This is a genomic window from Mycetocola manganoxydans (assembly GCF_003667545.1).
Lineage (GTDB): Bacteria > Actinomycetota > Actinomycetes > Actinomycetales > Microbacteriaceae > Mycetocola_A > Mycetocola_A manganoxydans.
This window is the reverse complement of the sequence record NZ_RCUV01000005.1, coordinates 31,295-56,145: the sequence shown is the minus strand read 5'-3', so window position 1 is coordinate 56,145 and position 24,851 is coordinate 31,295. Positions and strand designations below refer to the sequence as shown.

The window sequence follows — 24,851 nt, the reverse complement described above, 5'->3', positions numbered from 1 at the left end:
TGGATGACGACGAAGAGGACGCCCCTGACCGCAACGGCGCTTGCCACCCTGTTCGCGATCACCGGGGCGATCCACTTCGTCCGTCCGGCGGTCTTCGACCCGATTGTGCCCCGAAGCCTTCCCGGTTCGAGCCGTTCGTGGACCTATGGCTCGGGTGCAGCCGAGTGGGTTCTCGCCGCAATGGTCGCGCATCCACGGACGCGCAGCATCGGCGGGTTGCTGTCGGCGTTCTTCCTCCTTGTGGTCTTCCCGGCGAACGTTCGCACGGTGCGCGTGCTTCGCAGAAAGCCGCTGCCCCATCGGCTGGTCGCGCTCGTACGGCTGCCGTTGCAGGCGCCGCTGATCACACTCGCTCTCCGGGTCGGCCGTGACGAGGCGTCATGACTGAGATCGCGAGCCCGTCGGCAATTCTCGGGCGGGTCCTCGCCGCGTCTCTCCTCGCACTCCAGCGAGTGAGATCTCCGCGGCCGGTGCATCCCCACGGGGTCGCACTGTCGGGAACGCTTCGCTTCACGACACAGGGTTCGGTGTCCGGACTGCCGTTCCTCGATGATCCGCCCACCTCCCAGATCGCCGTCACCGCCCGGGTGTCGCGCTCGATCGGCCTGCCCCTGCCGCTCCCTGACGTTCTCGGCCTGGCGCTCCGGCTCCCCGTACCGTCCGGCTTCGCGGACGTTCTCCTCGCCTCCACCGGCTTCGGGATGCCATCACGGTTCTGGCTCGCCGTCCACCGCTCCCCCTCCCGCGCTCGATTCACCAGCTTCTTCCCATACAAATCCGACCGCGGCCCAGTTCTCCTCGCCGCGCGGACCATTGGGCCGACCGATCTGCCCGCCGAGCCGACCGCCCTCGCGCAGGCGCTCGAGACCACGACCTGGCGCCTGCACCTCTACCACGCGACCCCGAGTGGCCGATGGCATCCGTTCGCGGTCCTCGAACTCGGTCGTACGCCCGGCCCGGTTGACACCACGGACCGGTACGACCCGATTCGACACCCGCTGCCCGGACGCACAACGTACGCATGGACGCGACGTTTGCGCCAGCGGTCATACGCCGAGATCCAGGAGGAACGATCATGAGAAGTGCTGAAATCCTGGCGGATGCCTTCGGTCGCGTGTCAGAAGCGGTACACCGTGCCGTCGACGGCCTCGGTTCGCGTGAACTGATGGCCCGGATCGACGAGGAAGCGAATAGCATCGCCTGGTTGATCTGGCACCTCACGCGAGTGCAGGACGATCACATCGCCGATGCGATGAACACCGACCAGATCTGGTTGTCTGCCGGCTGGGTGGACCGGTTCCGTCTGCCGCTCCCCGCATCGGACACCGGCTACGGGCACTCTCCCGACGAGGCGGGCGCTGTCGTCGTGGACTCCCCCGACCTGCTTCTCGGATACTTCGACGAGGTGCACGACCGGACCATGCACTTCGTCAGCGCTCTGTCCGACGATGAACTCGACCGTGTTGTCGACGAGAACTGGACCCCGGCGGTCACACTCGGGGTTCGGCTGATCAGCGTCGTCACCGACGATCTCGAACACGCCGGTCAGGCCGCGTACGCGAGAGGTATTCTGCTCCGCCGCTGACGTCAGCGGGCTCGCGCGGCGAGCCGACGGAGCGCCGCGAGCGGTATCGGGAGCCAGTCCGGCCGGTTTCGTGCCTCATAGACGGCTTCGTAGACGGCCTTGTCCATCTCGAACGCGTCGAGAAGCTCGCGGTGCGCGCGAAGGTCGATGCCAGACTCCTCGATGTATCCGCTGAGGAAGGCGCGGCGCGCGGCGCTCGTCCACGCCGCCGCCTGCTCGGTACTGCCGAGGGAACCAGCGACATAGTCGAAGCTGCGCAGCATCCCGGCGACGTCGCGCACGGCGAAGTCGGGTCGCGACCGTTCGATCATCGGTCGCATCGGTTCGCCCTCGAAGTCGATGAGGATCCAGTGGCCATCAGCTACGAGGACCTGGCCGAGGTGGTAATCCCCGTGAATACGGTGCAGCGCCGGCCACTCCAGCGTGCGAACGGTCGAGTAGAGATCTTCGATCACTCCGCGCAGTTCAGCGATGGCAGGTACCTCGTCGATCGCCAGCTGGAGCCTGGCGGAGAAGCTGTCGAGGGTCTCGGCGACGTCGGAATCGGACGGGGTTTTCGTCCCGAACGACGCGGCGAGGGTGCGGTGCACCTCCGCCGTCGTCGTACCGAGCGCGTGCGCTTCGGCGGTGAAGTCGACGCCGTCTTCGCTCGCCCTCAGGGCGATTCGCCAGGCGTCCTCGGCGCCGGCGAGAAACTCCTGCGCGAAGGCGAGGTGCCCATGGGCGAGCCCGCCTGGCTGCCCGATATCACTCCAACCTCCCTCGATGTAACCGATCGAATGGGGGACGCTGTCGGAGCCGGCGGCGGCAATCGCTGACTGCAGGACGACGTCGGGGTTCTCTCCGTGGTGCAGCGCACGGAAGACCTTGCAGATCACCCGGAGCGGACCGTTCGGGGTGGTCACCTTGTAGATGATCGAGGTGTTCGACTGTTCACCCCGCAAAACACGGGCGGCGTCGATCGCTGAGATCTCCATGTCGCCGAACGACCGGCCGACGGCATCCGCGCCCTCGGGAATAGCCGTCGCGCCGGAGACGATCATACGGAGCAGCGCTTCGGCATAGACCGGATCCTGGGGCCCGTCGTACAGGTAGACGGTGTCGTCGCCGTCAGGGAAGGTACCGATGAGGGCAGCGTCGCCGTCGGTGAGCGGAGAGCGGTGTTCGGTGACCGGGACCTGGTAGAGCACGGGAACCGTTGCGCTGTGATCCATGATCAGGTGGGTCAGCACGCGGCAATCGGCAGCGGGGATCTGCCAGCTGCCCAGGAGTTCGAGCTCGGGAAGATGCCCTTTGCTGGCGAACCAGCGTTGGGATCCGAGCCAGGGGGCAATGAGGTCGAGGTGGCTCGTCAGCGGGGACATGCTACGAAGACTATTGCCTCGAACCGAAGAAGCCGGAGCGAGAGGCCCGGGGTTGACAGTGCGCTCCGGGCTATGTGGTTCGCGGCTCCCGAACGCGGCGAGCGCGGCGTTCACCGTCGAGATACAACCACGCGAAGAAGACGAGGGATGCCGCGAGCACGACGACAACGGGAAGTGTCACGACGTTCCGCCAGTCGAGCTGGTCCCGGCACAGCACGATCGCGACGTTGAGGAAGAGCAGGCAGACCAGTTCGGCCTGCACGATCCACTTGAACGCGCTCCACCGCCGGTCGACGAGCATCCACACGTTCACCGCCCCGGGGAGGATGAGCACGGCCCCGAGGACCCTCGCCGTGAGCGGAGTCACCTCCCACGCCCATGAGCCGATGGCGAGGGTCGGCCAGACGAACATGACGATCCCGACGACGGAGGATCCCACCCCGACGATCGCGAGGACGAGGCGGGTAGGCCAGGGCATGGCCGCGTCGACGGCATCCGGTCTTCCGACATCCGCTCGCCAGTTGACGACGAGAACGCCCACGAGCAGCACCGGGGTGACGAAGTACAGGGTTGCCCAGGCGAGAAACGAGACATGGCCGAAGTGGAACCGGTCCCAGTGGAGGATCGTCGCCAGAGCGAGGAGCGTCGCGAAGATGAGGACGGCGGGGAACCCGTGCCTCACCCGGTGCCAGCGCCCCTGGCGGAGCACCTGAACGAAGAACCAGATTCCGCCGAGGTAGGCGCTCGCCAGCACCATGGCGGTGAGCGGCGGCTGGATCGTCCACGCGAACAGCCGATCGGTCTCTCCGGCGAAGAGATACAGCAGCACACTGGCCGCGGCGAGAAACGGGAGAACCAGGATCGACACCGCCCTGGTGAGGGGCCGGATGCCGTCATCTCCGCGTTGAGGCCGTGGCCGCTGGACCTCGGGTGCTGTCTGCTCCTCAGCCATCGCCGGTCTTCTCTCCCGGTGCAGGATTCTGCTCGAGTGCGTATGCCGCGGCGTCCAGCGCCGACAGCGTCCTCCCAGCCACCCGCGCCTCCTCGAACGTGGTGGCAGCGGGACTGGAACGGATCTGCGCCACCCACTGGTCGTGGAATGAGAACGTCGGAGCGTTGTAAATGCCTCCCTGTTCCCTCACCCGTTCCGATGCACCGAGCAGCCGGCCGGCCCGCTCGATGTCGCCGCCGGACGCAGCGGTGGCCACCATCCCCTCCAGTCCGTAGGCGATCCCTTCGTCGTGGCCGAGGCGGAGCGAGAGTCCGAGGCTCTCGCGGAACGATCCCTCTGCCGCCGGCAGGTCCCCCATCACCACGTGTGCCCAGCCGAGGTGATGGAGCGCGATGGTTTCGCCGAGGTCGTCATCCAGCTCTCTCGCAAGCGCAAGACTGTGGGAAAACCGGGCGAACGCGGCCTCAATGTCCTGCCGGAGCAGGTCGACCCGCCCCAGGGTGACGAGCGTCACCGATTCACCCCAGGTGTCGTCCGCCTCCCGGAAGATCTCGAGGCTGCGATTCAGTTGTTCATCCGCCCCGACCGGATCCGGTTCGGCTGACGCGAGCAGGGCGAGCGCGAGGGAGATCCGGGTGAGTGCTTCTCCGGGAGGATCCCCTCCGCGCCGGAACAATTCGGCGCTCTCGGTGAGGCCGGGAACGACCTGGCCGTCGGGATCCTGCCAGAAGGTGATCGCTCGCGTGTAATACAGCGCGACCGCCGTGGCCAGGTCGGACAGGGTCGCACCGGATGCCAGCACGGTCTCCATCCAGCGGCGCACTTCACCGAGGTGACCACCGACCCACCAGAAGATGTACAGCGTCCAGGCGAACCCGGTGGCCCGTTCCCAGTCCTCCGTCGCGAGAAGATAACGTTCGACGGCTCGGAGGTTGTCGCAGTCATCGGTCAGCCGCACCATCCAGTCGTGTTGCTTGCGCGTCTCGAGCTCGGCCTCGGCCTCCAGCCCGAGCGCGATGAAGTAGCGTGCGTGACGTTCCCGGAAGTCGGCAAGGTCCCCGGACTCCTCCAGGCATTCGACGGCGTATGCCTTCACTGTCGCCAGAAGTGAGAAATACGACCGGCCACCCGAATCCTGCTGCCGGACCAGGCTGCTGTCGACGAGGACACCGAGCACCCCGAGGGTGTCGTGTTCCCGCTCCTGGTCCCACACCGATTCGATCGCTTCGAGCGAGAACCCTCCCTCGAACACCCCGGTCGCGGCAAGAAGACTCTTCTCGTCGTCGCTCAGCATCTGGGTGCTCCACTCGATGGTCTGCCGGAGAGTCTGCTGGCGGGCAGGAAGGTCCCGCGGGCCGTCGCCGAGGAAGGACAGCAACCGGTCGAGCCGTTCGAGCATCGACGTCGGCGACAACACCCGGATCTTCGCCGCCGCAAGTTCCAGGGCGAGTGGCACACCGTCGAGCGCCCGGCAGATCCCGACGACGGCGTCGACGTTGGCGTCGGTCACTTCGAAGTCCGGTTTCACCGCGTGGGCGCGTTCGACGAACAGTGCGACGGCCGGGATGCCGACGACGTCGTCAGGACGGAAGCCGGATCCGGCATCAGGCAGTTCGAGGGGCCCGACAGGAAAGCTGCGCTCCGCGGAGACACGCAACAGGCTCCTGCTTGTGACGAGAAGGGTGAGGGATGGCGCCACCACGAGCAGTTCCGACAGCGAAGGAGCCGCTTCGACGATCTGCTCGAAATTGTCGAGGATCAGGAGAATCCTCCTGGAGCGCATGGCCGTTGCGAGTTTGTCGATGACGGGCGTGTCACCGATGTCACGCACGCCGAGCGCCTGGGCGATAGTGGAGAACACGAGCGCGGGTTCGCGCACCGCGGAGAAGTCGACGAAGCGCACGCCCCCGGGGAACTTGCTCGCGGCTCGTCCCGCTGCCGCGATCGCCAGACGGCTCTTGCCGATTCCCCCGGGGCCGGTGAGGGTGAGCAACCGCACCGACCCGCCGCGGAGCATCCGGTCCAGTGCCTCGAGTTCCTTGTCGCGGCCCACGAGGCCGGTCAGCGGAACGGGGAGCCGCACCTGGTCGTCACCGTCCGGAACGACGGTCTCTGCCCCGTGCGGGAGAGTTTCCGGTACAACCCGACTCTGGTCGAAGCGCTCCGCGAGCAGGACGGCGAGGTCCGCTTCGAGGAAGCCGCGCAATTCCCGTGGGTCGGAGAAGTACTTGAACGACGCGGAATCGTCGGAGCGGATGCGATCGAGCAGCTCAGTGAGGCGCGGCTCACGCCCCTCGGACTCACGAATGTAGATGAGCTTCGGCATCGTGCGCGGTGACAGCAGATACTCGTCGGCGAGCCCTGAGACGTCCTCGCCCGGGGCGACCCAGCCGTACCGGTCCCCGTAGATCCCCACGAAGACGTCGCTCTGTTCCAGGTAGGAACGGTAGAGGTCGCGGGGCGGGTGGGGGCGGGCCCCGAGTTCGAACATCACCGGCGCGAGGCGCAGGCGTTCGATCGCGGCGCGTGCCGCTTTACGCTCCGACGCCAGCTCCTTCAGCGTCGAGCTGACGAAGACGCGCAGACGCTGGTCGGGCGTGCGAATACCTCGCGAGGAATTCATACCTGAAAGTGTGGAACGCCCCGAGGGTCCTCGTCCAGCCCTCGGATCCGGCCGGACCGCTGGTGCGTCGCAGGATGCCGGGAGTACTCTGGCCGCAGCAATCCTCGGCAGCCATCGGAGGACGGAGGGCTGACATGGCGAGGGGCGACGACCGATCACATCCGATCATTCTCGTCTGTGCGGCGAACCCAGACGCGCGGGAGCGTCTCGTCGATGAGCTTCATACCCGTTACTCGGCCGACTACGAGGTGATGTCGTCGTCGACAGCGGCCGAATCCGCCGATCTCCTCCGGCGCTCGAGCACCGCCGAGCGGCAGGTTGCCCTCGTGCTCTCCGACGACCTCACGGAGGACGCGGACGACGTCACCGTCTTCGACCTTGCCAGGCGGCTGTACCCGGACGTTCGCCGCGGCCTCGTGGTGCGGTGGGGCTCGTGGGTGGATCCGGTTGTCGCGAGGGCGATCTTCGACGCGATGACCCGCACCCGCATCGACTACTACGTCGTCCTTCCCCGGCACACACCGGACGAGTACTTCCACCGCACGGTCACCGAGTTCCTGCTCGAGTGGGAACGCGCAGCGGGCGATCACTCCCCCGACGCGATCGTGTTCGGCCGTGACTCGTCTCCCCGCGTCCACGAGATCCGGCGCTTTCTGTCGAGGGCCGGCATCCGGTTCCGCTATGCCGCTCCCGGGTCGCCGCTCGCCACGTCCGCCGCCGACGACGTCGCCAACGACATAACGGATGCTCCCGCCGTGCTTCTCGCGGACGGCCGGCTTCTCCTCGAACCCACGAACGCGAATCTCGCGGATGCCGTCGGACTCACGACCGCGCTCCCTGCCCAGACCGTCGACCTCGCGATCATCGGTGCGGGGCCCGGCGGGCTCGCCGCCGCCGTGTATGCCGCGTCGGAGGGTCTCGACACCCTCGTCCTCGAGCGGGAATCGATCGGCGGGCAGGCCGGGTCGAGTTCCCTCATCCGCAATTACCTGGGTTTTTCCCGTGGGGTCTCGGGTGCTGAACTGTCGGAACGGGCCTACCAGCAGGCCTGGGTGTTCGGAGCCCAATTTGCCCATACCCGGGAGGCGGTCAGCATGCGGGTTGAGCCGGACGCCTTCGAACTCACCGTCGCACCCGGGGACACGGTGCGGGCGAGGTCGATCGTGCTCGCCAGCGGGGTCTCCTACCGTCGGCTCGCTATTCCCGCTCTCGACCCGTGGGTGGGATCGGCCGTGTTCTACGGCGCGTCCGCTGTCGAGGCGAAGGCACAGACCGGGCGCATCGTGCACGTCGTCGGCGGAGGGAACTCCGCGGGGCAGGCGGCGTTACACCTGGCTCGCTACGCGGCATCCGTTTCGCTCATCGTCCGCAGCCCGAACCTCGCAGCGAGCATGTCGGCCTACCTGATCGCCGAGCTCGCCGCCGCCGGGGTGGCCGTGATCACCGAGACCAGGGTCGTCGGCGGTGGCGGCGACGGGAACCGGCTCGAGTACCTCGTGCTTCGGCACCGCGTCACCGGGGAGGAAGAAAGCGTGCCGAGCAACGCGCTCTTCATCACGATCGGCGCTGCTCCCCACACCGGCTGGCTGCCGGACGAGGTCTTGCGCGACAGGTGGGGGTTCGTCTGGACGGGGAGCGACGTCGTGCTCGAGGGTGGCCGCCGGGCGTGGTCGCAGGCGAGGCAGCCGGGGGCGCTCGAGTCGTCGGTGCCCGGGCTGTTCGCGATCGGGGATGTGCGGCGTGGTTCGGTGAAACGGGTCGCGTCTGCCGTGGGTGAGGGGTCGGTTGTCATTTCTTCCGTGCACGCTTTCCTCGCCGAGCGTTCGGCCGCACGAGGGTGACCGGTCAGCGGCGTTCGGCGAGGAGCTCGCGCAGGCGCATCGCGTCGTACGGCGCCCGCACTTTGACGTCGTTGTCACAGTAGACGTACACGTCGCGCGGTCTGCCGTCCGGCGTGGTCGCGCCGGTGAGCCAGCCGTCGACCCGATTCGCCCACTGTTGCAGGAGCTCCTCCGGGTAACCGCTGACGTACAACTCTTGCGCCCCATGAAGCCGCACGTAGACGAAGTCGGAGGTGACGTCGAACATCTGGGGGAAATGCCCGGCGCTGTCCGCGACGACGATCCCGGCGTCCTGTTCCGCCATGAGCTCGATAAATTCCTCGCACTCGAAGCTCGGATGCCGTACCTCGACCGCGTGTCGCAGCGGGCGGTCTTCGTCGGTCTGCAGCCAGGATCGACCGTCGAGCCGCTCATCGTGACCGCGCGCGATCTCGACGGCGGCGGCAGTCGTCCGCGGAAGCGCTTCGAGGAAGGAGCGGACCAGCGCGGCATCGAAGACGAAGTTCGGTGGCAGCTGCCAGAGGATCGGCCCGAGTTTGGGACCGAGAGCGAGCAGTCCTGACGCAAAGAAGTTCGGCAGCGCTGTTTCGATGTTGCGGAGACGGAGGATATGACTGAGGTAACGCCCGCCTTTCACCGCGAACACGAAGTCCTCAGGAACCTCGGCGGCCCAGCGCTGATAGCTCGCCGGGGTTTGCAGCGAATAGAAGGACCCGTTGATCTCGACCGAATTGAGCCGCTCCGCCACGAAGGCGAGCTCGTTCCTCTGCACGAGACCCTTCGGGTAGAACACGCCGCGCCAGGGTTTGTACCTCCAGCCGGAGATTCCCACGAATGCTGTCGCCACGGCGCTACCGGGTCTCGCCCGGCCACACGTATGGCAGGTCGGCAGGGACACCGGGGAACAGCTCTCCGTAATACTCCGGGTCCTTGCGGATGAGGTTCGACCGATGGCTGAGGTGAAGCGCCTCATCGCCCAGCCACGGCGGCAGCTCGAGGTCTTCCTGGCTGAGCGCGTCGACCTCGGGGGCGAACTCGAGGATTTGCGGACGGACGGTATCCGCGTGTCCGCGCGAGATCCAGGCATCCGTCATGTCGAGGCCGTACCTGGTCAGCGCGGGGAGATATCCCCTCCACATTTTCGCCGCCGGATGGTTGCGCCAGCCATAGGTCGGAATCGTGACCGCTCGAAGGAGCTGGAGCGCCTCCACCCGCTGTTTGCCGAGCCTCGCGCGATCAAGCACGCGCGCGCTCTCTGAGAACGACGGGTACGGAAGGAAGGTCTGCACAGTGGATCGACGCTAACACCGCCCTCTCGCACAGGGACACGGGGTTGACGACACTCGCCTCTGTCGCCGCAGCCTCGACTGCGGCAGGATCGAGCCATGGATACTCCGGCACTCGAACTCCCCTCCCCCATGCTCGCGAAAGCCGTCGCAGCCGTTCCCGACCCGGATTCCGTCGACGGCGGTCTCAGCTACGAGCCCAAGTGGGACGGTTTCCGGGCGATCATCTCGTTCGACGGCGAGAACATCGAGATCGGCAGCAGGGGCGCCAAGATGCTCACGAGGTATTTTCCCGAGCTGACGGATGCCCTCGCCCGGCTCCTGACCCGGCCGTGCGTACTCGATGGCGAGATCGTCGTCCCCACCGGAGAGCCGGGCAGCCAGCGGCTCGACTGGGAAGCCCTCACCGCGAGGATCCACCCCGCAGCAAGCCGAGTGACGATGCTCGCGGCAGAGACACCGGCGATGTTCGTCGCCTTCGACCTGCTCGGGCTCGACGGGGAGAGCACCCTCGATCTGCCCTTCGGCGAGCGGCGGGCACTGCTCGAGGATTTCCTCGGCACGCCTCGACACCCGCTGCACCTCACCAGAACGACGACCGACGTCGACCTGGCCCGGAAGTGGCTCATCGAGTTCGAGGGTGCAGGCCTCGACGGCGTCGTCGCAAAGCCGCTCGCTGGGGCGTACGCGCCGGGCAAGCGGCAGATGCTCAAGATCAAGCACCACAGGACCGCGGATGTGGTGATCGTCGGGTATCGCGTGCACAAGAGCGGCGCCGGCGTCGGATCACTGCTCCTCGGGCTCTACGACGATGACGGAGTTCTTCGGAACGTCGGCGGGGCATCCGCATTCAGCAACACCCGTCGGCTGGAACTCGTCGACGAGCTCGAGCCGCTCGTCGTGCGCGACGACGACGGTAGCGTCGCGAGCGCTGAGACGGACCGGAGCCGCTTCAGTTCGAGCAAGGATGTCTCGTTCGTTCCGCTCGAACCGACCCGCGTCGCTGAGGTGCAGTACGACCAGATGGAAGGGATGCGGTTTCGTCACACCGTGCAATTCGCGAGGTGGCGTCCCGATCGGGAAGCCTCGTCGTGCCGGTTCGATCAGCTCGAGATACCCGCCGCATACGACCTCGACGACGTGCTCGACTAGTTGTACTGCCCAGCCTTCTTTTTCTCCTCGCCGTCCCAGTTGGCCTCGTTCTTGCGGCTCGGCTGCACCCGCGGCGGCTCGCCGGGCATTTTCGGGAAGTCGGGCGGGAAGGGAAGTTCACCGAGACCGTTCGACACGTCACGATCCCACCATTCGAGCAGAACATCGACCGTCCCGGGTTTCTCGTGCATGTTCTCCCACGGATCGCCGACGTCTGCCAGCCGTGCGGGGATGGTGAGGATGGTGAAGTCCCTCGGGTCAGCGCCCTCGAGCTCGTCCCAGCCCAGCGGGCAGGAGACGGGCGCGTGGGCAAGCGCGCGCGGGCTGTATGCCCCCGCCATGGTCCGGTCGCGGTTGGCCTGGTTGTAGTCGACGAACATCTTCTCGCCGCGCTCTTCCTTCCACCAGGCGGTGGTGACCTTCTCGGGCATCCGCCGTTCGAGTTCCCTCGCGGCGGCGATGACGGCGTGACGGACGTCGAGGAACTCGCGGACTGGTTCGATCGGGGCGAACACATGGATGCCCCGGTTCCCGCTGGTTTTCACGAACGCGGTCAGCCCCGCCTCCGCAAGCACCTCACGGAGCTCGAACGCCGCCGGGACAGCGTCGGCGAAGCCCGTTCCCGGCTGGGGGTCGAGGTCGATCCGCAGCTGGTCCGGGTTGTCGGAGTCGCCGGCGCGTGAGGGCCACGGGTGGAAGACGACGGTGTTCATCTGCACCGCCCACACCGCCGCCGCCGGTTCGTCGAGCACGAGTTGCGGATGCGACCGGCCGCTCGGGTAGACGACCGGTACGGCGCGCACGTAGTCCGGCGCCCCCTTCGGCGGGTTCTTGGAGAAGAACTGCTCACCGTCGATGCCTCCGGGGAATCGCTGCAGAGACACGGGCCTGTCGCCGTTCGCCCGGATGAACGCCTCACCGACATCGATCATGTAGCGCGCGAGGTCGAGCTTGGTGAGGCCGGGCTCCGGCCAGAGCACGCGCGTCGGACTCGAGATGCGAACATTCCTCTCGCCGTTCGGTCCGGGTACCTGGAGGACTTCCGCGTCTGTGGCCATGGCTCCCAACCTAGCCACATCATCGCGACCAGTCACGGCCTTGCGTGCGTTCCATGATCGGCAGGCGCCACCGAATGTGCTCGCGCGCCGAGCGGAGCGATGACCCCCGTGACGCGAGTGCGCCGCAGGAGTACCCTCGCCGCAGAACAGCCCGTGGAGAACGGGCAACGGGATCCGGCCTGTCGAATTCCGCGAACGGAACAGTGCCCGTCGGGCGCGTCCGACGAGAAGGAAGAAGGAACACGATGACCGATGTCGTCAGCGACGCCGACAAGGCGTTGAAAGCAAAACACCGGGCGATGTGGGCGTTCGGGAACTATCCGGAACTCGCATCAGACCTCATCTCTGAGCTGGGCGCCACCATCGTCGAAGCGTGCGGCATCGGCGACGGCCAGCGCGTGCTCGACATCGCCGCCGGCTCGGGGAACGCATCCATCCCCGCCGCACAGGCCGGTGCCAGCGTCGTCGCAAGCGATTTGACCCCCGAACTGCTGGAAAGCGGCCGTCGTCGTGCGGAGGAACTCGGGGTTCAGCTCGACTGGCAACAGGCGGACGCCGAGGCGCTGCCATTCGCCGACGACGAGTTCGATGTCGTCATGTCGACGGTTGGGATCATGTTCGCCCCGCACCACGAAGCAAGCGCGGCTGAGCTGATCCGAGTGTGTCGACCGGGAGGAACGCTCGGGCTCATCAATTGGACCCCGGAGGGGTTCATCGGCCAGATGTTCGCGACGATGAAGCCGTACGCACCGCCACCGCCTCCCGGAGCTACTCCGCCGCCACGGTGGGGCGACGAGGAGCATGTCCGGTCCCTGCTCGGCGATCGGGTCACCGACTTTTCCGCCGCGCGGAATACCCTCTCCGTCTCGATGTTCAGCACACCAGAGGAGTTCCGCGACTACTTCAAAGAACGGTACGGCCCGACGATCGCCACCTACCGCAACCTCGGGGACGACGCCGACCGCGTGGCCGCGCTCGATCGGGACCTGGCCGACCTCGCCCGGCGGCACGACAACGGCTCAGGAACGCTCGAATGGGAGTACCTGCTCGTAACAGCCCGTAAGGCCGAGTGACGGCATCCGCTGCGATGCCCGCCCGGTGTTCGTCCGGGCGGGCATCGACGGGGGTCACCGGCCGAAATGACCGAACTTCCCGCAGTCTTTCTTTGGCGATGCGTTGTCGATCCGGAGGACATCACCCCCGAGCGTCACGACGTAAGCCGTGTTCTTGCGAAACTCGAGCGATGTCGGCAGATCCAGTCCGGCAGCGACGACAGAGAAGGTGCCGTTGCGGTTGGCCTTCAACAGCTCACCGCTGTCGGGCAGTGCAGGAGCTCCAGCGGGAACCTGCCCGGGTGAATCACCCTGAGACAGGGCGAACAGACCGCCACAGCGGTTGAACTCCGCGTCGACAAGCAGGCTGTAGCCGGATGCCACGGTGCGCGCCTCGCCGCCCTGCCCGCGCACGGGGAACGCGATCACCCGGCCGTCTTCGGGTACGTGAGGTACCGGCCCGGCTTCGGCGAGGAAGACGGTGCGTCCGAACAGCGCGAGCCCGGTCGGCACGGTGTTGCCGAATGCACGGACCTCACGGATATCGCCGCGCACGGTGACGAAGAGCACGCGGTTGAGGTGGCCGTCGGTGACGAGGAAGCCTCCGCGCACGGTTTGAAGTGCGAACGTCAACCCGCTCGGGACGTCGAACGCTGTGTCTGGCGGATTGGCGACATTCCAGGCACCGATGTCGGCCACCAGTGTGGGAGTGCCGGCCCTGTCGATGCGGTAGAGCCCGTTGACATCGGCCCCGCCGACGTCCGGCCCGACCAGGGTGACCAGCACGAAGGCCGTGCGGCCGATGAACGCGACATCCATCGCTCCGCCCAGGTCGATCACCCGTTCGGGCAATCCGCTGGCGAATGTGGAGGTGCGGCCGGTTCGGAGGTCGATGCGCGTGACCTCGCCGGTCACCGCCTCGGGCACGTACAGGGCACCGTCCGGTCCGATCGTGCTTCCTGTGGTCCCTTCGAGACCTGAAGCCAGCACCGATACGGTCGGTTCTGAGGAGCGCGGCGTCGCCGTCGCAGCGGCCGGCACGAGAAGTGCCGGCAGAAGAAGCGCCGCGAGGGCAGCACTGAACAACGTTGTTCGTGGGGTTTTCATGAGGGGCTTTCCGGTAGAGCGTTCGTGAACGACCGGATCGTTCACGAAGTGCGGAGAGTGCCATCCCGGCGATCGTCGCATCCCGCCACGATCGGCCACGGGGTACAGAGCTGCAGCGCGGAGTTAACGCGCCCATAGTGCTCCTGTCATCGGGGCGCGTCAACCCGGGTGGCGATGATTGCTCCGCCGCTCGGCGAGGTCGAGGACCCACGCATGAACGCGGATCGGGTTGCCGGGCGGATACTCCGCATCTTCGACGCCGCTCAGCTCGAATCCCCCGGCTCGGCACAGAGCGTTGGATGCCGCATTGTCGGTTCGCGGGAACGCCACCAGCAGGTCGCGGTCCCCGTGGTCGACGGCGTGGTCGACGCACGCGGCGAGCGCTGCCGAAGCGTATCCCCGGCCCTGGTGCGGCGTGGCGATGCTCCACCCACACTCATAGACGGGGGCGTCTCGCCACACCGTTTGCCAGTAGCCGACCGAGCCGACGGCATCCGCCATCGAATCGACGTGCACGGTGAACATGGCTGCTTCGCCGCTTTCGACGAGTCGCAGGTACTTCGCGTGTCTGGTTGCCAGCTTCTCCGCGCTCTCGGGGCCGCCGAGGTAGACGGTCATGGCAGGAGTGTTGCTGCGTTCGAGGACCGGGAAGTCGCGTGGTCCCCACGGCTCGAGCCCGACCGTCGCCCGAATACCCACGGTTGTGCCCTCCTCTTTCTCCTGCTCCGCACCCATTCGAACATCACAGGGTGTGAAGAACCACCCTTGCTTCTGGAACACTGGGGGCGTGACCGAGAACGAACGACCAGCAGCCGCACCCGACGTCGCTCGAGCAGCAGAGTTCTGGGCCGCCTACGCGGCCGCCAACCCGGAAGCGGTTCGAACGGCACCGGAATACACGGTCGAGCACTTCGGGGACTCCGCCCGCCTCGCCGATGAATTGCTCCGCGAAGTCACCCACGGGGCGAAACGCGCGACGGCTGAGCTCGCCGAACAGTTCGCGCTCGACGGGGATTCGCTTCCTCGCATCGGCTCTCACTGGATCGCCTGCGACAGCACGGGAACACCGCGGGTCATTCTCCGGAGTATCGAACTCCGGCTCGGGACCTTCGACACGGTGGACGACGCGTTCGCGTGGGATGAGGGCGAGGACGACCGCACGCTCGCCAGCTGGAAGCGCGAGCACGCCAGGTACTGGACCCGCACCTGCGCGGCGCGCGGCGCTGAGTGGAGCGAGAACGACGAGATCATGTTCGAGCGTTTCCGGGTGGTCTGGCCTCCCGAACTCGCTGACTGATTTCGCCCCATCACCGATCCGGCGCTTCCTCCCGCACGGGCTGGAGCAGGAAGAGCCGGACTTCTCGCCCCGAGGCACGCTCGTAGGACCGGTAGCCCGGCCATTGCCGTTCAATCCGCTGCCAGGCGGAGTCGCGGTCGGCATCAGCGACCGGAGTCGCACGAACCGCCAGCCGTCGCTTCCGAACAGTGATCACGGCATCCGGATTCGCCATCAGGTTGTACGTCCACGCCGGATGCCGCTCGCGGGCGAAGCTCGTTCCGGCGACGATCGCGCGTCCCCGCCCATCCGGGGTGTACATGAGGACGGTGTCGCGAACCCTCCCGCTTCTCGCTCCGACCGAGGACAGCACGAGCGTCGGAACGAGCAGGCCGCTCACCTGTACTTTCCCTCCCGTGATCCGCTTCAGGGCACGTTCGAGCGGAGGAAGGATGCGGGGTCCGATCCGGCGGAACGTGCGCGTGCGACTCACCGGGGCGGCGAGCGTTCGAACGGCGTTGACGATACGGGGCATGCCCCATTCTGCACAGGCTTCGGCAGCCGGGGCATCCCCCTCCCCCGGACGACTCTTCGGCTCGGGCAAGTCCCCTCCCGTCATTGGGTTGATCAAGCGGCGTCGCATTCCCCACGGGAGAAATGACACCTAGCCGACGGACGGCGCCGTCGTTCCCACCGCGAATCGCAGGGCGTTGTTGAGCCGGTAACCGCCAGAGTGCAGCCGAAACGGGGCGGCTGCAGCGAGGACGGTCTCTGCCCCGCCCGAGAGTCCCTCCTCGTCCTCTCCCAGAAGGATGCCGCGAACCAGAGCGTCGTCGTCGGCCGCATCCCACGGCGCATCGATGAGACCGGTGACAACTGGCGTCAGCCCGCCACGGCGGAAGAATCCCGCGAGCCCTCCCGGCAGCCGCAGGTCGTCGTCCGGTGGAAGTTCTTCCTCGAACGAGGCGGCGACCGCCTGCTCGAGAACGTGGATGTCGTTGCACGGGGCATCGGCCCAGTTCGCGACGGCGACGAACCCTCCCGCTACGGTGACCCGTGTCATCTCCGCCAGTGCGGCATCCGGGTCATCGGCGAACTGGAGCGCATTGATCGCGACGACGACGTCGAAGGATGCATCCGGCCACGGCAAGCTCTCCACGGTGCCCCGGCGAATGTCGGCTCCAGGTACTCGGCTCCGCGAGAGTTCGACCATGGCCGCAGCCGGGTCGATACCGGAACACTCGGCTCCCGTTTCGGCGAGTGCGCGCAGGAACTCGCCGCTCCCACATCCGACATCGAGCACCCGGGTCCCTGGCCGGATGCCGGTGGCCTCCGAGATCGCACGGCGAACGGGATCCGCGAAGTCGCCCCACAAGCGGGCCCACTCTGCTGCCACCGCCGACCACGCGTCGTCTTCTGCCCCGTCCACGATGCTTCCTCCCGGTCCGACCCGGGAAACCAGGTTCGGCGGTCACACTAACACCGGGATCGGCGCGGCAGTAAACGGGGTCTTGTGCTTGCCGGACAGAGTCGCTAACGTACAACCAAATGGTTACATATGAACTGAGCGATACCGACGTTGACCGCATCTTCCAGGCACTGGCGGATGCGACCCGCCGCGACATCGTCTCTCGCACTCTCACCGACGAACTCTCCGTGACGGCGCTCGCCGGACGGTATGACATGAGCTTCGCCGCGGTGCAGAAACACGTTGCGGTGCTCGAACGCGCGACGCTCGTCGTCAAGCGACGCAGGGGCAGGGAGCAGATGGTGCAGGCAAATCCGGAGGCTGTGCGCCGGGCAGCGCGGTTGCTCGACGCCTACGAAAAGATCTGGCACGACCGTGCCGAACGCATCGGAGATCTCCTCTCCGACACAACGAAGGGAACAGAACAGTGACCGTGATCAGTACCAACAAAGACGTCGACAACCTGACGTTCACGATCGTTGCCGAATTCGACGCAGGTCCGGAGGCTGTCTGGCAAGTCTGGGAGAACCCCCGGCTGCTGGAGCGCTGGCGGGGCCCTCCCACCTGGCCGGCAACGTTCGAAAAGCTCGAGTTCGCGCCTGGCGGCGACGCTCGCTACTACATGAGCGGGCCCGACGGTGAGAAGGCGAGAGGGTGGTGGAAAATCGTTTCGATGGATGCTCCCCGCCGGTTCGCGTTCGACGACGGCTTCGCCGGCGATGATGGTAAGCCGCTCGACCCCGATGACACCACCCGGTGCGAGGTCACGCTGGCAGAGGACGGGAACGTGACGCGAATGACATCCGTCACGACCTTCAGAAGTGCCGAGCAGCTCGAGCAGATGGTGGAAATGGGCATGGAGGAGGGCACGATCGGCGCCATGGGGCAGATCGACGCCGTCCTGGCCGACGTCCGAGTCGGTTCCTGACACCGGTGTGAAGCGGCCGGGCACCTCGTGTGTCTGGCCGCTTCGCCGTAGGGTGGAAGCATGAGCAACCACATCCCAACCTGGCCGGCACGGACCGGAATCGGCGGCGTTGTCCTGTGGATCGGAGTGATCGTTGCCGTTGCGGGCATCGCTGGCTTCGTCTACGTGAACATCGTCGGCTACTAGCACCGGCCCTTGCCGCCGCAACCGGCGAAGAATAGAGTGGCGCCGACGTTGGAGTGTGGTCGCCATGCAGAGTCTCCGGTCCCTTCTCACCGACGCGGAAACCGATCCGATTCTTCCGGCGGGTGACGAGGAACGTTTCTCCGGGTACGCCGTGATGAGCGTCCCGTTCGAGTCCGGCCATCTGCTGGGGCTCAGGCGTTTTCCGCTCACGTCGATCGGCCCCGGCTACACCTCCGTCTGGCTTCGCGACCCGGAAGGCAGCTGGGTCATCTACACAACGATCGACCCGGCGTTGTCGTGCCCGCGCTATTTCGGTGCCGCCGTCTCGGCGACGTCCATCCACGACATCGACGTGTCCTGGACGGGCGATCAGAGCTTTACGGTGACCATCGGTGACGACGTGGACCTGAGCTGGCGGCTACAGATCTCTGCTACCCCCATGACGCGGCTCATGTCCGGCGCCATGGCGATGGTTCCGCATCCGGCGTGGCACAACACGCGGTTCCTTTCCGCCATGGGAGCGGTGGCAGGTCCGGCCCTGCGCGCTGGCCGGATGGGTTTGACGGGGGTCACCCCCAATCGGCAGTGGTTCCGGGCGGGGCCGAAGCAGATCTGGGCGGTCGATGAGAGTACGGCGAGCCTCGCAGGCACGGATCTCGGTCGCATCGCCGCTCCGTCGCCGCAATCACGGCTCGGAGATTTCTGGATGCCGCAACGCGGCATCCTGATGCTCGGTTCCGCCTCGTTCTCGCCGTTCGATCCCGACCGGCACTACGGCGGCACGACCGCCGCAGCGTGAGTGCACACACAGAACGCCCCCGGGTCACAGGACCCGGGGGCGTTCTCACGTGATCTAGCTTGCGACTTCGGCTTCGCGGCGCGGCAGCTTCCAGCCGGGGCGGACGAAGTGGCAGGTGTATCCGTTCGGGTACTTCAGCAGGTAGTCCTGGTGCTCTTCCTCTGCCTCCCAGAACGGGCCGGCCGCCGTCACTTCGGTGACGACCTTGCCCGGCCAGAGCCCTGACGCATCGACGTCGGCGATGGTGTCTTCGGCGACTCGCTTCTGCTCATCGCTGAGGTAGAAGATCGCGGAGCGGTAGCTCGCGCCGACGTCATTGCCCTGACGGTCCTTCGTCGACGGGTCGTGAATCTGGAAGAAGAACTCCAGCAGATCGCGGTACGAGATCTGCTCCGGGTCGAAGACGATCTCGACGGACTCTGCGTGGTTGCCGTGGTTGCGGTAGGTCGCGTTCGGCGTCTCTCCGCCGGAGTAACCGACGCGGGTCGAGATCACTCCCGGGCGCTTGCGGAGAAGCTCCTGCGCTCCCCAGAAACATCCGCCGGCGAGAATCGCGGTTTCGGTGGTACCGGTCATGTGTGGCCTCCTCAGTGTTGAACCCTGTCCATTGTCGGGCATGGGCACGCTGGAGAGAACCGTGCACCGGTCTTTCCTGTTCCCGCGTGGCTGGATGCCAGCCGTGAGTTCTTCCGAAGCGAGGGGCACGACGCAGCGCGGCGAAGCCGTCATTCGCCATGATGAGAGAGGAGAGGCCGAGACGGCGGAGCGGGAGATGACGGATGCCACGCATTCTGGGTGCCGCGTTGGCGGTCGCGTGCGCGCTGGCACTCGTCGGCTGCGGCGGGGCAGGATCTGACTTATCAGGCACTGACGCATCCCCCGGGACTCCCGCGGTCCAGCCGCTCCCGGCGAACATCGTCGTCGACTACCAGCTGGGTGGGGGCTATCCGCCGCCGGCCGGAATCGGCGGCGTGGTGAGGGACAGCACCGACGAGCCCGCCGACGGCCTCTACTCGATCTGCTACCTCAATGCCTTCCAAACGCAGCCGGCGGACCGGTCGCTGTGGCTGGAGCGGCATCCGGAACTCCTTCTCATGGACGAGACGGGTGAGCCCCTCATCGACGAGAACTGGCCGGACGAGCTTCTCTTCGACATCTCGAGCGCGCCTCACCGGAAAGAGCTCTCCTCCCTGCTGGCTCCGTCGATCGCCGAGTGTTCGGACAAGGGCTTCGCGGCCATCGAGCTCGACAACCTCGATTCGTGGACGCGGTCGCACGGCGCACTCACCGACGCGGATGCTCTCGCGTTCGCGTCGCTGCTGACCGAAACGGCGCACGCCGCGGGGCTTGCGGTCGGCCAGAAGAACGCACCTGATCTTGGCACGCGCGGGCGGGACGACGCCGGTTTTGACTTCGCGATCGCCGAGCAGTGCCACCGCTACGACGAATGCCAGGCGTACACCGCCGTCTACGGCCTCGGCGTTCTCGACATCGAGTACGCCGGGGATCTCGGGGGAACCGTCGCCGAGGTGTGCTCAGACGACCGGATTCCCTTCTCGACCATCGTCCGCGATCTCGCCCTCGCCACACCGGGAAGCCCCGGGTACACGTTCGATAATTGCCGCTAGCCCTGCCCCTACGGTGAACCCACATCCGCGAAGGACTACCGTTAGGGTATGACTTCCCCTGAAACAACCGCGCCCGCCGACGCAGACACCGTCGAATCCGGCCAGAACTTTTCCGAGCTCGGGCTCGCCGACGCCGTCCTGAAGGCCCTTCGCGACGTCGGGTACGAAACTCCGTCCGCGATCCAGGCCGCAACCATTCCGCCGCTTCTCGCGGGTCGCGACGTCGTCGGCCTCGCCCAGACCGGTACCGGCAAGACCGCCGCATTCGCCCTTCCGATCCTGTCTCGTCTCGACATGACGCAGAAATCCCCGCAGGCCCTCGTACTCGCACCCACCCGCGAGCTCGCACTTCAGGTCTGTGAGGCGTTCGAGAAGTACGCGTCCCACCTCAAGGGCGTTCACGTGCTTCCCGTCTACGGCGGCCAGGGCTACGGCGTTCAGCTGTCTGCGCTTCGCCGCGGTGTCCACGTCGTCGTCGGTACCCCCGGCCGCATCATGGACCACCTCGACAAGGGCACGCTCAACCTCTCCGAGCTCAAGTACCTGGTACTCGACGAGGCCGACGAGATGCTCAAGATGGGCTTCGCCGAAGACGTCGAGACGATCCTCGCCGACACCCCCGAAGACAAACAGGTCGCCCTGTTCTCCGCCACGATGCCGGCAGCGATCCGCCGTATCTCGGCCAAGTACCTGCACGACCCGGAAGAGATCACGGTCAAGAGCAAGACGACGACGTCGGTGAACACCACCCAGCGTTACCTCGTCGTCTCCTACCCGCAGAAGGTGGATGCGCTCACCCGCATCCTCGAGGTCGAGAACTTCGAGGGCATGATCGTCTTCACCCGCACCAAGAACGAGACCGAGACCCTCGCCGAGAAGCTGCGTGCGCGCGGCTACTCCGCTGCCGCCATCTCCGGTGACGTCGCCCAGGTGCAGCGTGAGCGCACGGTCAACCAGCTCAAGTCGGGCAAGCTCGACATTCTCGTGGCAACGGATGTCGCGGCGCGCGGCCTCGACGTCGACCGGATCAGCCACGTGGTGAACTACGACATCCCGATCGACACCGAGTCGTACGTGCACCGGATCGGCCGCACCGGCCGGGCCGGACGCAGCGGAACCGCGATCAGCTTCGTGACCCCGCGTGAGCGTCGCCTGCTCACCGCGATCGAGAAAGCTACCCGCCAGCCGCTCACCCAGATGCAGCTGCCGAGCGTCGACGACGTCAACGCGACGCGCCTCAGCCGTTTCGATGACGCCATCACCGAAGCGCTCAACCAGCCGGAGCGGATCGAGCAGTTCCGCGACATCATCGGCCACTACGTCAAGCACCACGACGTCCCCGATTCGGATGTCGCCGCAGCACTCGCCGTCGTCGCACAGGGCAGCACTCCCCTCCTGCTCTCGCCCGAAGAGATGCGCGCCCAGCGCGACCGTGACGAGCGCGAGCGGAAGGAAGCATCCGCTTCGCGCCCGAGCCGCGACGACCGCGGATCGTCGCGATTCGACCGCGGTGACCGGGGCGACCGTCCCGAGCGCCGCCCTCGCGGCGCGAGCGATTCGTCCCTCGCGACGTACCGCATCGCCGTCGGCAAGCGCCAGAAGGTCGAGCCGCGCCAGATCGTCGGTGCGCTCGCCAATGAGGGCGGGTTGAGCCGCAACGACTTCGGCCACATCGACATCCGTCCGGACTTCTCGCTCGTCGAGCTGCCGGCCGACCTGTCCGACGACGTGCTCTCGAAGCTCACGGGCACCCGCATCGGCGGCAAGCTCATCGAGTTGCGCCCCGACCGCGGTGCACCGGGTAAGCGCGACGACCGCGGCGCACGCAAACCTCGGCGCTAGAAAGTCCTCGGGCGTCCGGGTGGTTTCGACCACCCGGGCGCCCTTTTTCGTGCCTGCGGCCACCTTGCTCGGTCACTTTTTGCGCTTGGCGTCGTTGCTCGGTCGGAAGTGGTCGAGAATCGACGACACGAGCAGCCGGATGTGACCGAGCAGAGCGGATGCCGCCGAGCGCGCACGCGGGTCACGCCGCGTGGCATCCTGAATCCATGTGGATCGGATGGATCAAGCTCGACCTGCTGTCGGCGCACCGCGGATTCAGCGCTTCTGCCGACGAGTGACCCGCGGCGCTTTTGGCGCGTTCGACGCTCACGCGCCACACTGGGTACACACCCGCTTTAATCGAGAAGAGTTCCTCATGCCTGACGCCGTCGATTCGCGAGTCGCCGTCTATATCGACTTCGACAACATCGTCATCTCGCGCTACGACCAGGTCCACGGACGCAGCCAGTTCATGCGCGACCGGGCACGGGGATTCAGCAGCGCCGGCAGCGAAGCCAACCCCGAGATCGCCGAGAAGCTCAGCCGCGCGACCGTCGACGTCGGCGCCATCATCGACTTCGCGTCGTCGTTCGGCACGCTCGTCCTCACCCGCGCGTACGCCGACTGGTCGGCTCCGTTCAACGCCGACTACCGCGGCCAGCTCGTCAATCGCGCCGTCGACCTGGTGCAGTTGTTCCCCGCCGCCGCGTACGCGAAGAACGGGGCGGACATCCGACTCGCCGTCGACACCGTCGAAGACATGTTCCGGCTCCCCGACCTCACCCACGTCATCATCGTCGCCGGCGACTCGGACTACATTCCTCTCGCCCAGCGCTGCAAGCGCCTCGGCCGGTACGTCGTCGGCATCGGAGTCGCCGGCTCGACCAGTCGCTCGCTCGCTGCCGCGTGTGACGAGTTCGCCAGCTACGACGCCCTGCCGGGGATCAAGCCCATTCCTCCCGCCCCGGAGAAGGAAAAGTCCGAGACCGCGGCGGCGACGAGGCCCTCCCGCTCCAAGAAGACACCGACGGATGCCGTCGTGTCCGAGCCGGAACCGGAGAAGGAGGTCCTGTCACCCACCGCCCTCGTTTTCTCCGGTCCGGAACTGCCTCCCGCACCACCGCGTCGTCGGGCGTCCCGACGTGCAGCATCGCCCGATCCGGTCATCGAGGACGAACCCGAGGATGAACCGGACCCCCAGGAGGTCGCGACCGGACTTCTCGAACGTGCGCTGCGGCTGGGACACGAGAAGGATGACGCTGACTGGCTTCACAGCTCGAACGTGAAAACCCAGATGAAGCGCATGGATCCGTCCTTCAGCGAGAAGGCGCTCGGGTTCCGGTCATTCTCCGACTTCGTCAAATCCCGGGAGACCGTCGCCGAGATCGACGAGACCAGCACCGCCCACCTCGTCCGTCTTGCGCCGTCCCTCTCCGACAATTAGCCCCGCGGACGGGATGCCGATAGCTTCAAGCCAGGGACATCACGAGTTAACCGGAGACAGCGACGATGACCGATGACGGGGCATCCGATTTCCCGCGGGAAATCGGCACGGTAGCAGCCCGCTCGCTCGCGCTTCATGGCTTCACCACGTTCGGCGATCTGGCGTGCGCGTCAGAATCGGAGCTCCTCGCGCTTCACGGGGTCGGACCGAAGGCGATCCGGATTCTCGGTGAGCACCTCGCCGAACGCGGCCTCTCCTTTGCCGAACGGGGCGACTGACCGACCACCCGGGCGACATTCACGACACCGGGCACCGCTGGGAAGGACCCCTACGCCCCCTGCAGCAGCAGAAAGCCGGCACGATCGACCGAAGCGGAGGTCGCCGAGAGGATGATGGCCGCCGTTCCGGCTGTCCGGTCGAGTCCCATCCAGCTGCGGAATCCACCGGTCCCACCGTTGTGCCACGTGACATCCCTGCCCTTGAAAGGGAGAGTGAGCCAGGCGGCTCCGATGCGCACCCCGCCGGAGAACGTCTGCACCGGATCGAGGGCCGCGGTGCCCGGCGCACTCCCGTCGAGCAGCGATTCCGCGAGTCGTGCCATGTCGCCGATGGAGGAACGGATGCCTCCGGCCGGCGCGATCCCCTCCCCCGTCCACGGCTGCATGGTGCGGCCCCGCTTGCTTCGCCCGATGACGGCGGTCGACCTGAGTTCGGACCTGTCTGACGGCACGTACATGGAGTCGAGGCCGAGCGGTGACGTCAGCCGTTGAGCGACGAGTTCCCGGTAGCCCAGGCCTGCGGCGCGGGCGACAGCATGCCCGAGCAGCTCGTAGCCGAGGTTGGAGTATGACGGTTTCGGCGTGCCGGGGGTCACACCCCTCACTTGCTCGAGCAATTCGTCGAGGCTCTCGCCGTACGGATTCGTTCCGTGCCGCCACAGCTGCAGCGTGCGGCGATACGGTTGCGCAGCGGCCGGCAGTCGTGGCAGACCGGAGGTGTGGGTGCTCAGCGCACCCAGCGTCACCCGACCGGCAGCGCCATGGACGGGCAGCAGGTCGCCCAGCTGCGTCGTCGGTGCGACCTCTCCGCGTTCGACGGCGTCGGTGTAGAGAAGGCCCGTGATCCCCTTCGACACCGACCCGATCTCGAAATCCGATTCGGTCGTGGCGCCGCGAACGACCAGGGTCGTTCCGCCCGGTGCCACGACCGCGGCTCCCACGACCGGATGCCGCCGGCCGAGCCTGCGTTCCAGCTCGGTTGCGTTCGGAATCATCGTGCGTC

The 24,851-nt window shown here is 66.7% G+C and carries 27 protein-coding genes; 15 read left to right on the top strand and 12 right to left on the bottom strand.

Annotated elements, in window-relative coordinates:
- Positions 1-3: 3 nt before the first annotated feature.
- From D9V29_RS04215 to D9V29_RS04205, 3 genes are read left to right on the top strand one after another with little or no spacing between them, the layout of a single operon-like run.
- A complete protein-coding gene (locus tag D9V29_RS04215; RefSeq protein WP_121672086.1) occupies positions 4-384 on the top strand; it encodes a DoxX family protein in 381 nt (126 codons plus the stop codon).
- Entirely contained in the window at positions 381-1,079 is a 699-nt protein-coding gene (locus tag D9V29_RS04210; protein ID WP_121672085.1) for a hypothetical protein, read from the top strand. Before D9V29_RS04215 ends, D9V29_RS04210 begins: the two co-directional genes overlap by 4 nt.
- On the top strand, positions 1,076-1,585 hold the full coding sequence (locus D9V29_RS04205; RefSeq protein ID WP_121672084.1) for a mycothiol transferase: 510 nt from the start codon (positions 1,076-1,078) through the stop codon (positions 1,583-1,585). Before D9V29_RS04210 ends, D9V29_RS04205 begins: the two co-directional genes overlap by 4 nt.
- A 2-nt stretch (positions 1,586-1,587) precedes the next feature.
- Here the strand turns inward: D9V29_RS04205 and D9V29_RS04200 are convergent, their stop codons facing one another.
- The 3 genes from D9V29_RS04200 to D9V29_RS04190 form a co-directional block, all read right to left on the bottom strand.
- Positions 1,588-2,949, bottom strand: a complete 1,362-nt coding sequence (locus tag D9V29_RS04200; protein ID WP_121672083.1) for a maltokinase N-terminal cap-like domain-containing protein — start codon at positions 2,947-2,949, stop codon at positions 1,588-1,590.
- Between the two features lie 70 nt (positions 2,950-3,019).
- Positions 3,020-3,901, bottom strand: a complete 882-nt coding sequence (locus D9V29_RS04195) for a hypothetical protein (RefSeq protein WP_121672082.1) — start codon at positions 3,899-3,901, stop codon at positions 3,020-3,022.
- A complete protein-coding gene (locus D9V29_RS04190) occupies positions 3,894-6,524 on the bottom strand; it encodes an ATP-binding protein (RefSeq protein WP_121672081.1) in 2,631 nt (876 codons plus the stop codon). Before D9V29_RS04190 ends, D9V29_RS04195 begins: the two co-directional genes overlap by 8 nt.
- 134 nt (positions 6,525-6,658) lie before the next feature.
- Here D9V29_RS04190 and D9V29_RS04185 point away from each other — a divergent pair, with 134 nt between their 5' ends.
- On the top strand, positions 6,659-8,365 hold the full coding sequence (locus tag D9V29_RS04185; protein WP_183084907.1) for an NAD(P)/FAD-dependent oxidoreductase: 1,707 nt from the start codon (positions 6,659-6,661) through the stop codon (positions 8,363-8,365).
- 4 nt (positions 8,366-8,369) lie between these two features.
- Here the strand turns inward: D9V29_RS04185 and D9V29_RS04180 are convergent, their stop codons facing one another.
- A complete protein-coding gene (locus D9V29_RS04180; RefSeq protein ID WP_121672079.1) occupies positions 8,370-9,212 on the bottom strand; it encodes a DUF72 domain-containing protein in 843 nt (280 codons plus the stop codon).
- Between the two features lie 4 nt (positions 9,213-9,216).
- Positions 9,217-9,654, bottom strand: coding sequence for an MSMEG_6728 family protein (locus tag D9V29_RS04175; RefSeq protein ID WP_121672078.1), 438 nt, complete (start codon positions 9,652-9,654; stop codon positions 9,217-9,219).
- A 96-nt stretch (positions 9,655-9,750) separates the two neighbouring features.
- On the opposite strand from D9V29_RS04175, the gene D9V29_RS04170 reads away from it, so the two are divergent.
- The gene (locus D9V29_RS04170) at positions 9,751-10,803 is read left to right on the top strand and encodes an ATP-dependent DNA ligase (RefSeq protein ID WP_229790362.1); all 1,053 of its coding nucleotides are present in this window, start codon (positions 9,751-9,753) and stop codon (positions 10,801-10,803) included.
- Here D9V29_RS04170 and ligD read toward each other — a convergent pair.
- Entirely contained in the window at positions 10,800-11,861 is a 1,062-nt protein-coding gene (gene ligD / locus D9V29_RS04165; protein ID WP_121672077.1) for a non-homologous end-joining DNA ligase, read from the bottom strand. The two genes, D9V29_RS04170 and ligD, sit on opposite strands and share 4 nt — an antisense overlap.
- 245 nt (positions 11,862-12,106) lie before the next feature.
- Between ligD and D9V29_RS04160 the strand changes: the two genes are divergently transcribed.
- A complete protein-coding gene (locus tag D9V29_RS04160; RefSeq protein WP_121672076.1) occupies positions 12,107-12,934 on the top strand; it encodes a class I SAM-dependent methyltransferase in 828 nt (275 codons plus the stop codon).
- A 54-nt stretch (positions 12,935-12,988) separates the two neighbouring features.
- Here the strand turns inward: D9V29_RS04160 and D9V29_RS04155 are convergent, their stop codons facing one another.
- Both D9V29_RS04155 and D9V29_RS04150 read right to left on the bottom strand, forming a co-directional pair.
- Positions 12,989-14,020: a ScyD/ScyE family protein gene (locus D9V29_RS04155; RefSeq protein WP_183084906.1), complete on the bottom strand. Its 1,032-nt coding sequence runs from the start codon at positions 14,018-14,020 to the stop codon at positions 12,989-12,991.
- 159 nt (positions 14,021-14,179) lie between these two features.
- Positions 14,180-14,719, bottom strand: coding sequence for a GNAT family N-acetyltransferase (locus tag D9V29_RS04150; RefSeq protein ID WP_229790363.1), 540 nt, complete (start codon positions 14,717-14,719; stop codon positions 14,180-14,182).
- Positions 14,720-14,807: 88 nt separating this feature from the next.
- Here D9V29_RS04150 and D9V29_RS04145 point away from each other — a divergent pair, with 88 nt between their 5' ends.
- Entirely contained in the window at positions 14,808-15,317 is a 510-nt protein-coding gene (locus D9V29_RS04145) for an ASCH domain-containing protein (RefSeq protein WP_229790364.1), read from the top strand.
- Between the two features lie 10 nt (positions 15,318-15,327).
- Here D9V29_RS04145 and D9V29_RS04140 read toward each other — a convergent pair whose 3' ends face one another.
- Positions 15,328-15,831, bottom strand: coding sequence for a nitroreductase family deazaflavin-dependent oxidoreductase (locus D9V29_RS04140; RefSeq protein ID WP_121672073.1), 504 nt, complete (start codon positions 15,829-15,831; stop codon positions 15,328-15,330).
- 129 nt (positions 15,832-15,960) lie between these two features.
- Positions 15,961-16,725: a class I SAM-dependent methyltransferase gene (locus tag D9V29_RS04135; RefSeq protein ID WP_121672072.1), complete on the bottom strand. Its 765-nt coding sequence runs from the start codon at positions 16,723-16,725 to the stop codon at positions 15,961-15,963.
- A 119-nt stretch (positions 16,726-16,844) separates the two neighbouring features.
- Between D9V29_RS04135 and D9V29_RS04130 the strand changes: the two genes are divergently transcribed.
- The 4 genes from D9V29_RS04130 (at position 16,845) to D9V29_RS04120 (ending at position 18,677) form a co-directional block, all read left to right on the top strand.
- Positions 16,845-17,195: an ArsR/SmtB family transcription factor gene (locus tag D9V29_RS04130; RefSeq protein ID WP_121672071.1), complete on the top strand. Its 351-nt coding sequence runs from the start codon at positions 16,845-16,847 to the stop codon at positions 17,193-17,195.
- Positions 17,192-17,692 carry an SRPBCC family protein gene (locus D9V29_RS04125; protein WP_121672070.1) on the top strand — a complete coding sequence of 167 codons (501 nt, stop codon included), beginning with the start codon at positions 17,192-17,194 and terminating at the stop codon, positions 17,690-17,692. The genes D9V29_RS04130 and D9V29_RS04125 overlap by 4 nt, the downstream gene beginning before the upstream one ends.
- Positions 17,693-17,752: 60 nt before the next feature.
- Positions 17,753-17,878 (top strand): hypothetical protein, encoded by a 126-nt coding sequence (locus D9V29_RS15100; protein WP_259462883.1) that lies wholly within the window; start codon positions 17,753-17,755, stop codon positions 17,876-17,878.
- A 64-nt stretch (positions 17,879-17,942) separates the two neighbouring features.
- Entirely contained in the window at positions 17,943-18,677 is a 735-nt protein-coding gene (locus tag D9V29_RS04120) for a hypothetical protein (RefSeq protein WP_121672318.1), read from the top strand.
- A gap of 54 nt (positions 18,678-18,731) precedes the next feature.
- On the opposite strand, the gene msrA is transcribed toward D9V29_RS04120, so the two are convergent.
- Entirely contained in the window at positions 18,732-19,253 is a 522-nt protein-coding gene (gene msrA, locus D9V29_RS04115; protein ID WP_121672069.1) for a peptide-methionine (S)-S-oxide reductase MsrA, read from the bottom strand.
- A 203-nt stretch (positions 19,254-19,456) separates the two neighbouring features.
- Here msrA and D9V29_RS04110 point away from each other — a divergent pair, with 203 nt between their 5' ends.
- The 4 genes from D9V29_RS04110 to D9V29_RS04095 all read left to right on the top strand — a co-directional run bounded on the left by D9V29_RS04110 (position 19,457) and on the right by D9V29_RS04095 (position 23,848).
- Entirely contained in the window at positions 19,457-20,305 is an 849-nt protein-coding gene (locus D9V29_RS04110; RefSeq protein WP_121672068.1) for an endo alpha-1,4 polygalactosaminidase, read from the top strand.
- Between the two features lie 48 nt (positions 20,306-20,353).
- The gene (locus D9V29_RS04105; RefSeq protein WP_121672067.1) at positions 20,354-22,147 is read left to right on the top strand and encodes a DEAD/DEAH box helicase; all 1,794 of its coding nucleotides are present in this window, start codon (positions 20,354-20,356) and stop codon (positions 22,145-22,147) included.
- Positions 22,148-22,502: 355 nt separating this feature from the next.
- Complete coding sequence (locus D9V29_RS04100; RefSeq protein WP_121672066.1) at positions 22,503-23,570, top strand: NYN domain-containing protein; 1,068 nt, start codon at positions 22,503-22,505, stop codon at positions 23,568-23,570.
- Positions 23,571-23,635: 65 nt separating this feature from the next.
- On the top strand, positions 23,636-23,848 hold the full coding sequence (locus D9V29_RS04095) for a helix-hairpin-helix domain-containing protein (protein WP_121672065.1): 213 nt from the start codon (positions 23,636-23,638) through the stop codon (positions 23,846-23,848).
- A 50-nt stretch (positions 23,849-23,898) separates the two neighbouring features.
- Here D9V29_RS04095 and D9V29_RS04090 read toward each other — a convergent pair whose 3' ends face one another.
- Positions 23,899-24,843 (bottom strand): serine hydrolase domain-containing protein, encoded by a 945-nt coding sequence (locus D9V29_RS04090; RefSeq protein ID WP_121672064.1) that lies wholly within the window; start codon positions 24,841-24,843, stop codon positions 23,899-23,901.
- Between the last annotated feature and the right edge of the window lie 8 nt (positions 24,844-24,851).

Excerpts from the sequence above, each read along its gene's own strand:
- D9V29_RS04215 (WP_121672086.1), top strand. The coding sequence starts at position 4 with ATGACGACGAAGAGGACGCCCCTGACCGCAACGGCGCTTGCCACCCTG.
- D9V29_RS04210 (WP_121672085.1), top strand. The coding sequence starts at position 381 with ATGACTGAGATCGCGAGCCCGTCGGCAATTCTCGGGCGGGTCCTCGCC.
- D9V29_RS04205 (WP_121672084.1), top strand. The coding sequence starts at position 1,076 with ATGAGAAGTGCTGAAATCCTGGCGGATGCCTTCGGTCGCGTGTCAGAA.
- D9V29_RS04200 (WP_121672083.1), bottom strand. The coding sequence starts at position 2,949 with ATGTCCCCGCTGACGAGCCACCTCGACCTCATTGCCCCCTGGCTCGGA.
- D9V29_RS04195 (WP_121672082.1), bottom strand. The coding sequence starts at position 3,901 with ATGGCTGAGGAGCAGACAGCACCCGAGGTCCAGCGGCCACGGCCTCAA.
- D9V29_RS04190 (WP_121672081.1), bottom strand. The coding sequence starts at position 6,524 with ATGAATTCCTCGCGAGGTATTCGCACGCCCGACCAGCGTCTGCGCGTC.
- D9V29_RS04185 (WP_183084907.1), top strand. The coding sequence starts at position 6,659 with ATGGCGAGGGGCGACGACCGATCACATCCGATCATTCTCGTCTGTGCG.
- D9V29_RS04170 (WP_229790362.1), top strand. The coding sequence starts at position 9,751 with ATGGATACTCCGGCACTCGAACTCCCCTCCCCCATGCTCGCGAAAGCC.
- ligD (WP_121672077.1), bottom strand. The coding sequence starts at position 11,861 with ATGGCCACAGACGCGGAAGTCCTCCAGGTACCCGGACCGAACGGCGAG.
- D9V29_RS04160 (WP_121672076.1), top strand. The coding sequence starts at position 12,107 with ATGACCGATGTCGTCAGCGACGCCGACAAGGCGTTGAAAGCAAAACAC.
- D9V29_RS04155 (WP_183084906.1), bottom strand. The coding sequence starts at position 14,020 with ATGAAAACCCCACGAACAACGTTGTTCAGTGCTGCCCTCGCGGCGCTT.
- D9V29_RS04140 (WP_121672073.1), bottom strand. The coding sequence starts at position 15,831 with ATGCCCCGTATCGTCAACGCCGTTCGAACGCTCGCCGCCCCGGTGAGT.
- D9V29_RS04130 (WP_121672071.1), top strand. The coding sequence starts at position 16,845 with ATGGTTACATATGAACTGAGCGATACCGACGTTGACCGCATCTTCCAG.
- D9V29_RS15100 (WP_259462883.1), top strand. The coding sequence starts at position 17,753 with ATGAGCAACCACATCCCAACCTGGCCGGCACGGACCGGAATCGGCGGC.
- D9V29_RS04120 (WP_121672318.1), top strand. The coding sequence starts at position 17,943 with ATGCAGAGTCTCCGGTCCCTTCTCACCGACGCGGAAACCGATCCGATT.
- msrA (WP_121672069.1), bottom strand. The coding sequence starts at position 19,253 with ATGACCGGTACCACCGAAACCGCGATTCTCGCCGGCGGATGTTTCTGG.
- D9V29_RS04110 (WP_121672068.1), top strand. The coding sequence starts at position 19,457 with ATGCCACGCATTCTGGGTGCCGCGTTGGCGGTCGCGTGCGCGCTGGCA.
- D9V29_RS04105 (WP_121672067.1), top strand. The coding sequence starts at position 20,354 with ATGACTTCCCCTGAAACAACCGCGCCCGCCGACGCAGACACCGTCGAA.
- D9V29_RS04100 (WP_121672066.1), top strand. The coding sequence starts at position 22,503 with ATGCCTGACGCCGTCGATTCGCGAGTCGCCGTCTATATCGACTTCGAC.
- D9V29_RS04095 (WP_121672065.1), top strand. The coding sequence starts at position 23,636 with ATGACCGATGACGGGGCATCCGATTTCCCGCGGGAAATCGGCACGGTA.
- D9V29_RS04090 (WP_121672064.1), bottom strand. The coding sequence starts at position 24,843 with ATGATTCCGAACGCAACCGAGCTGGAACGCAGGCTCGGCCGGCGGCAT.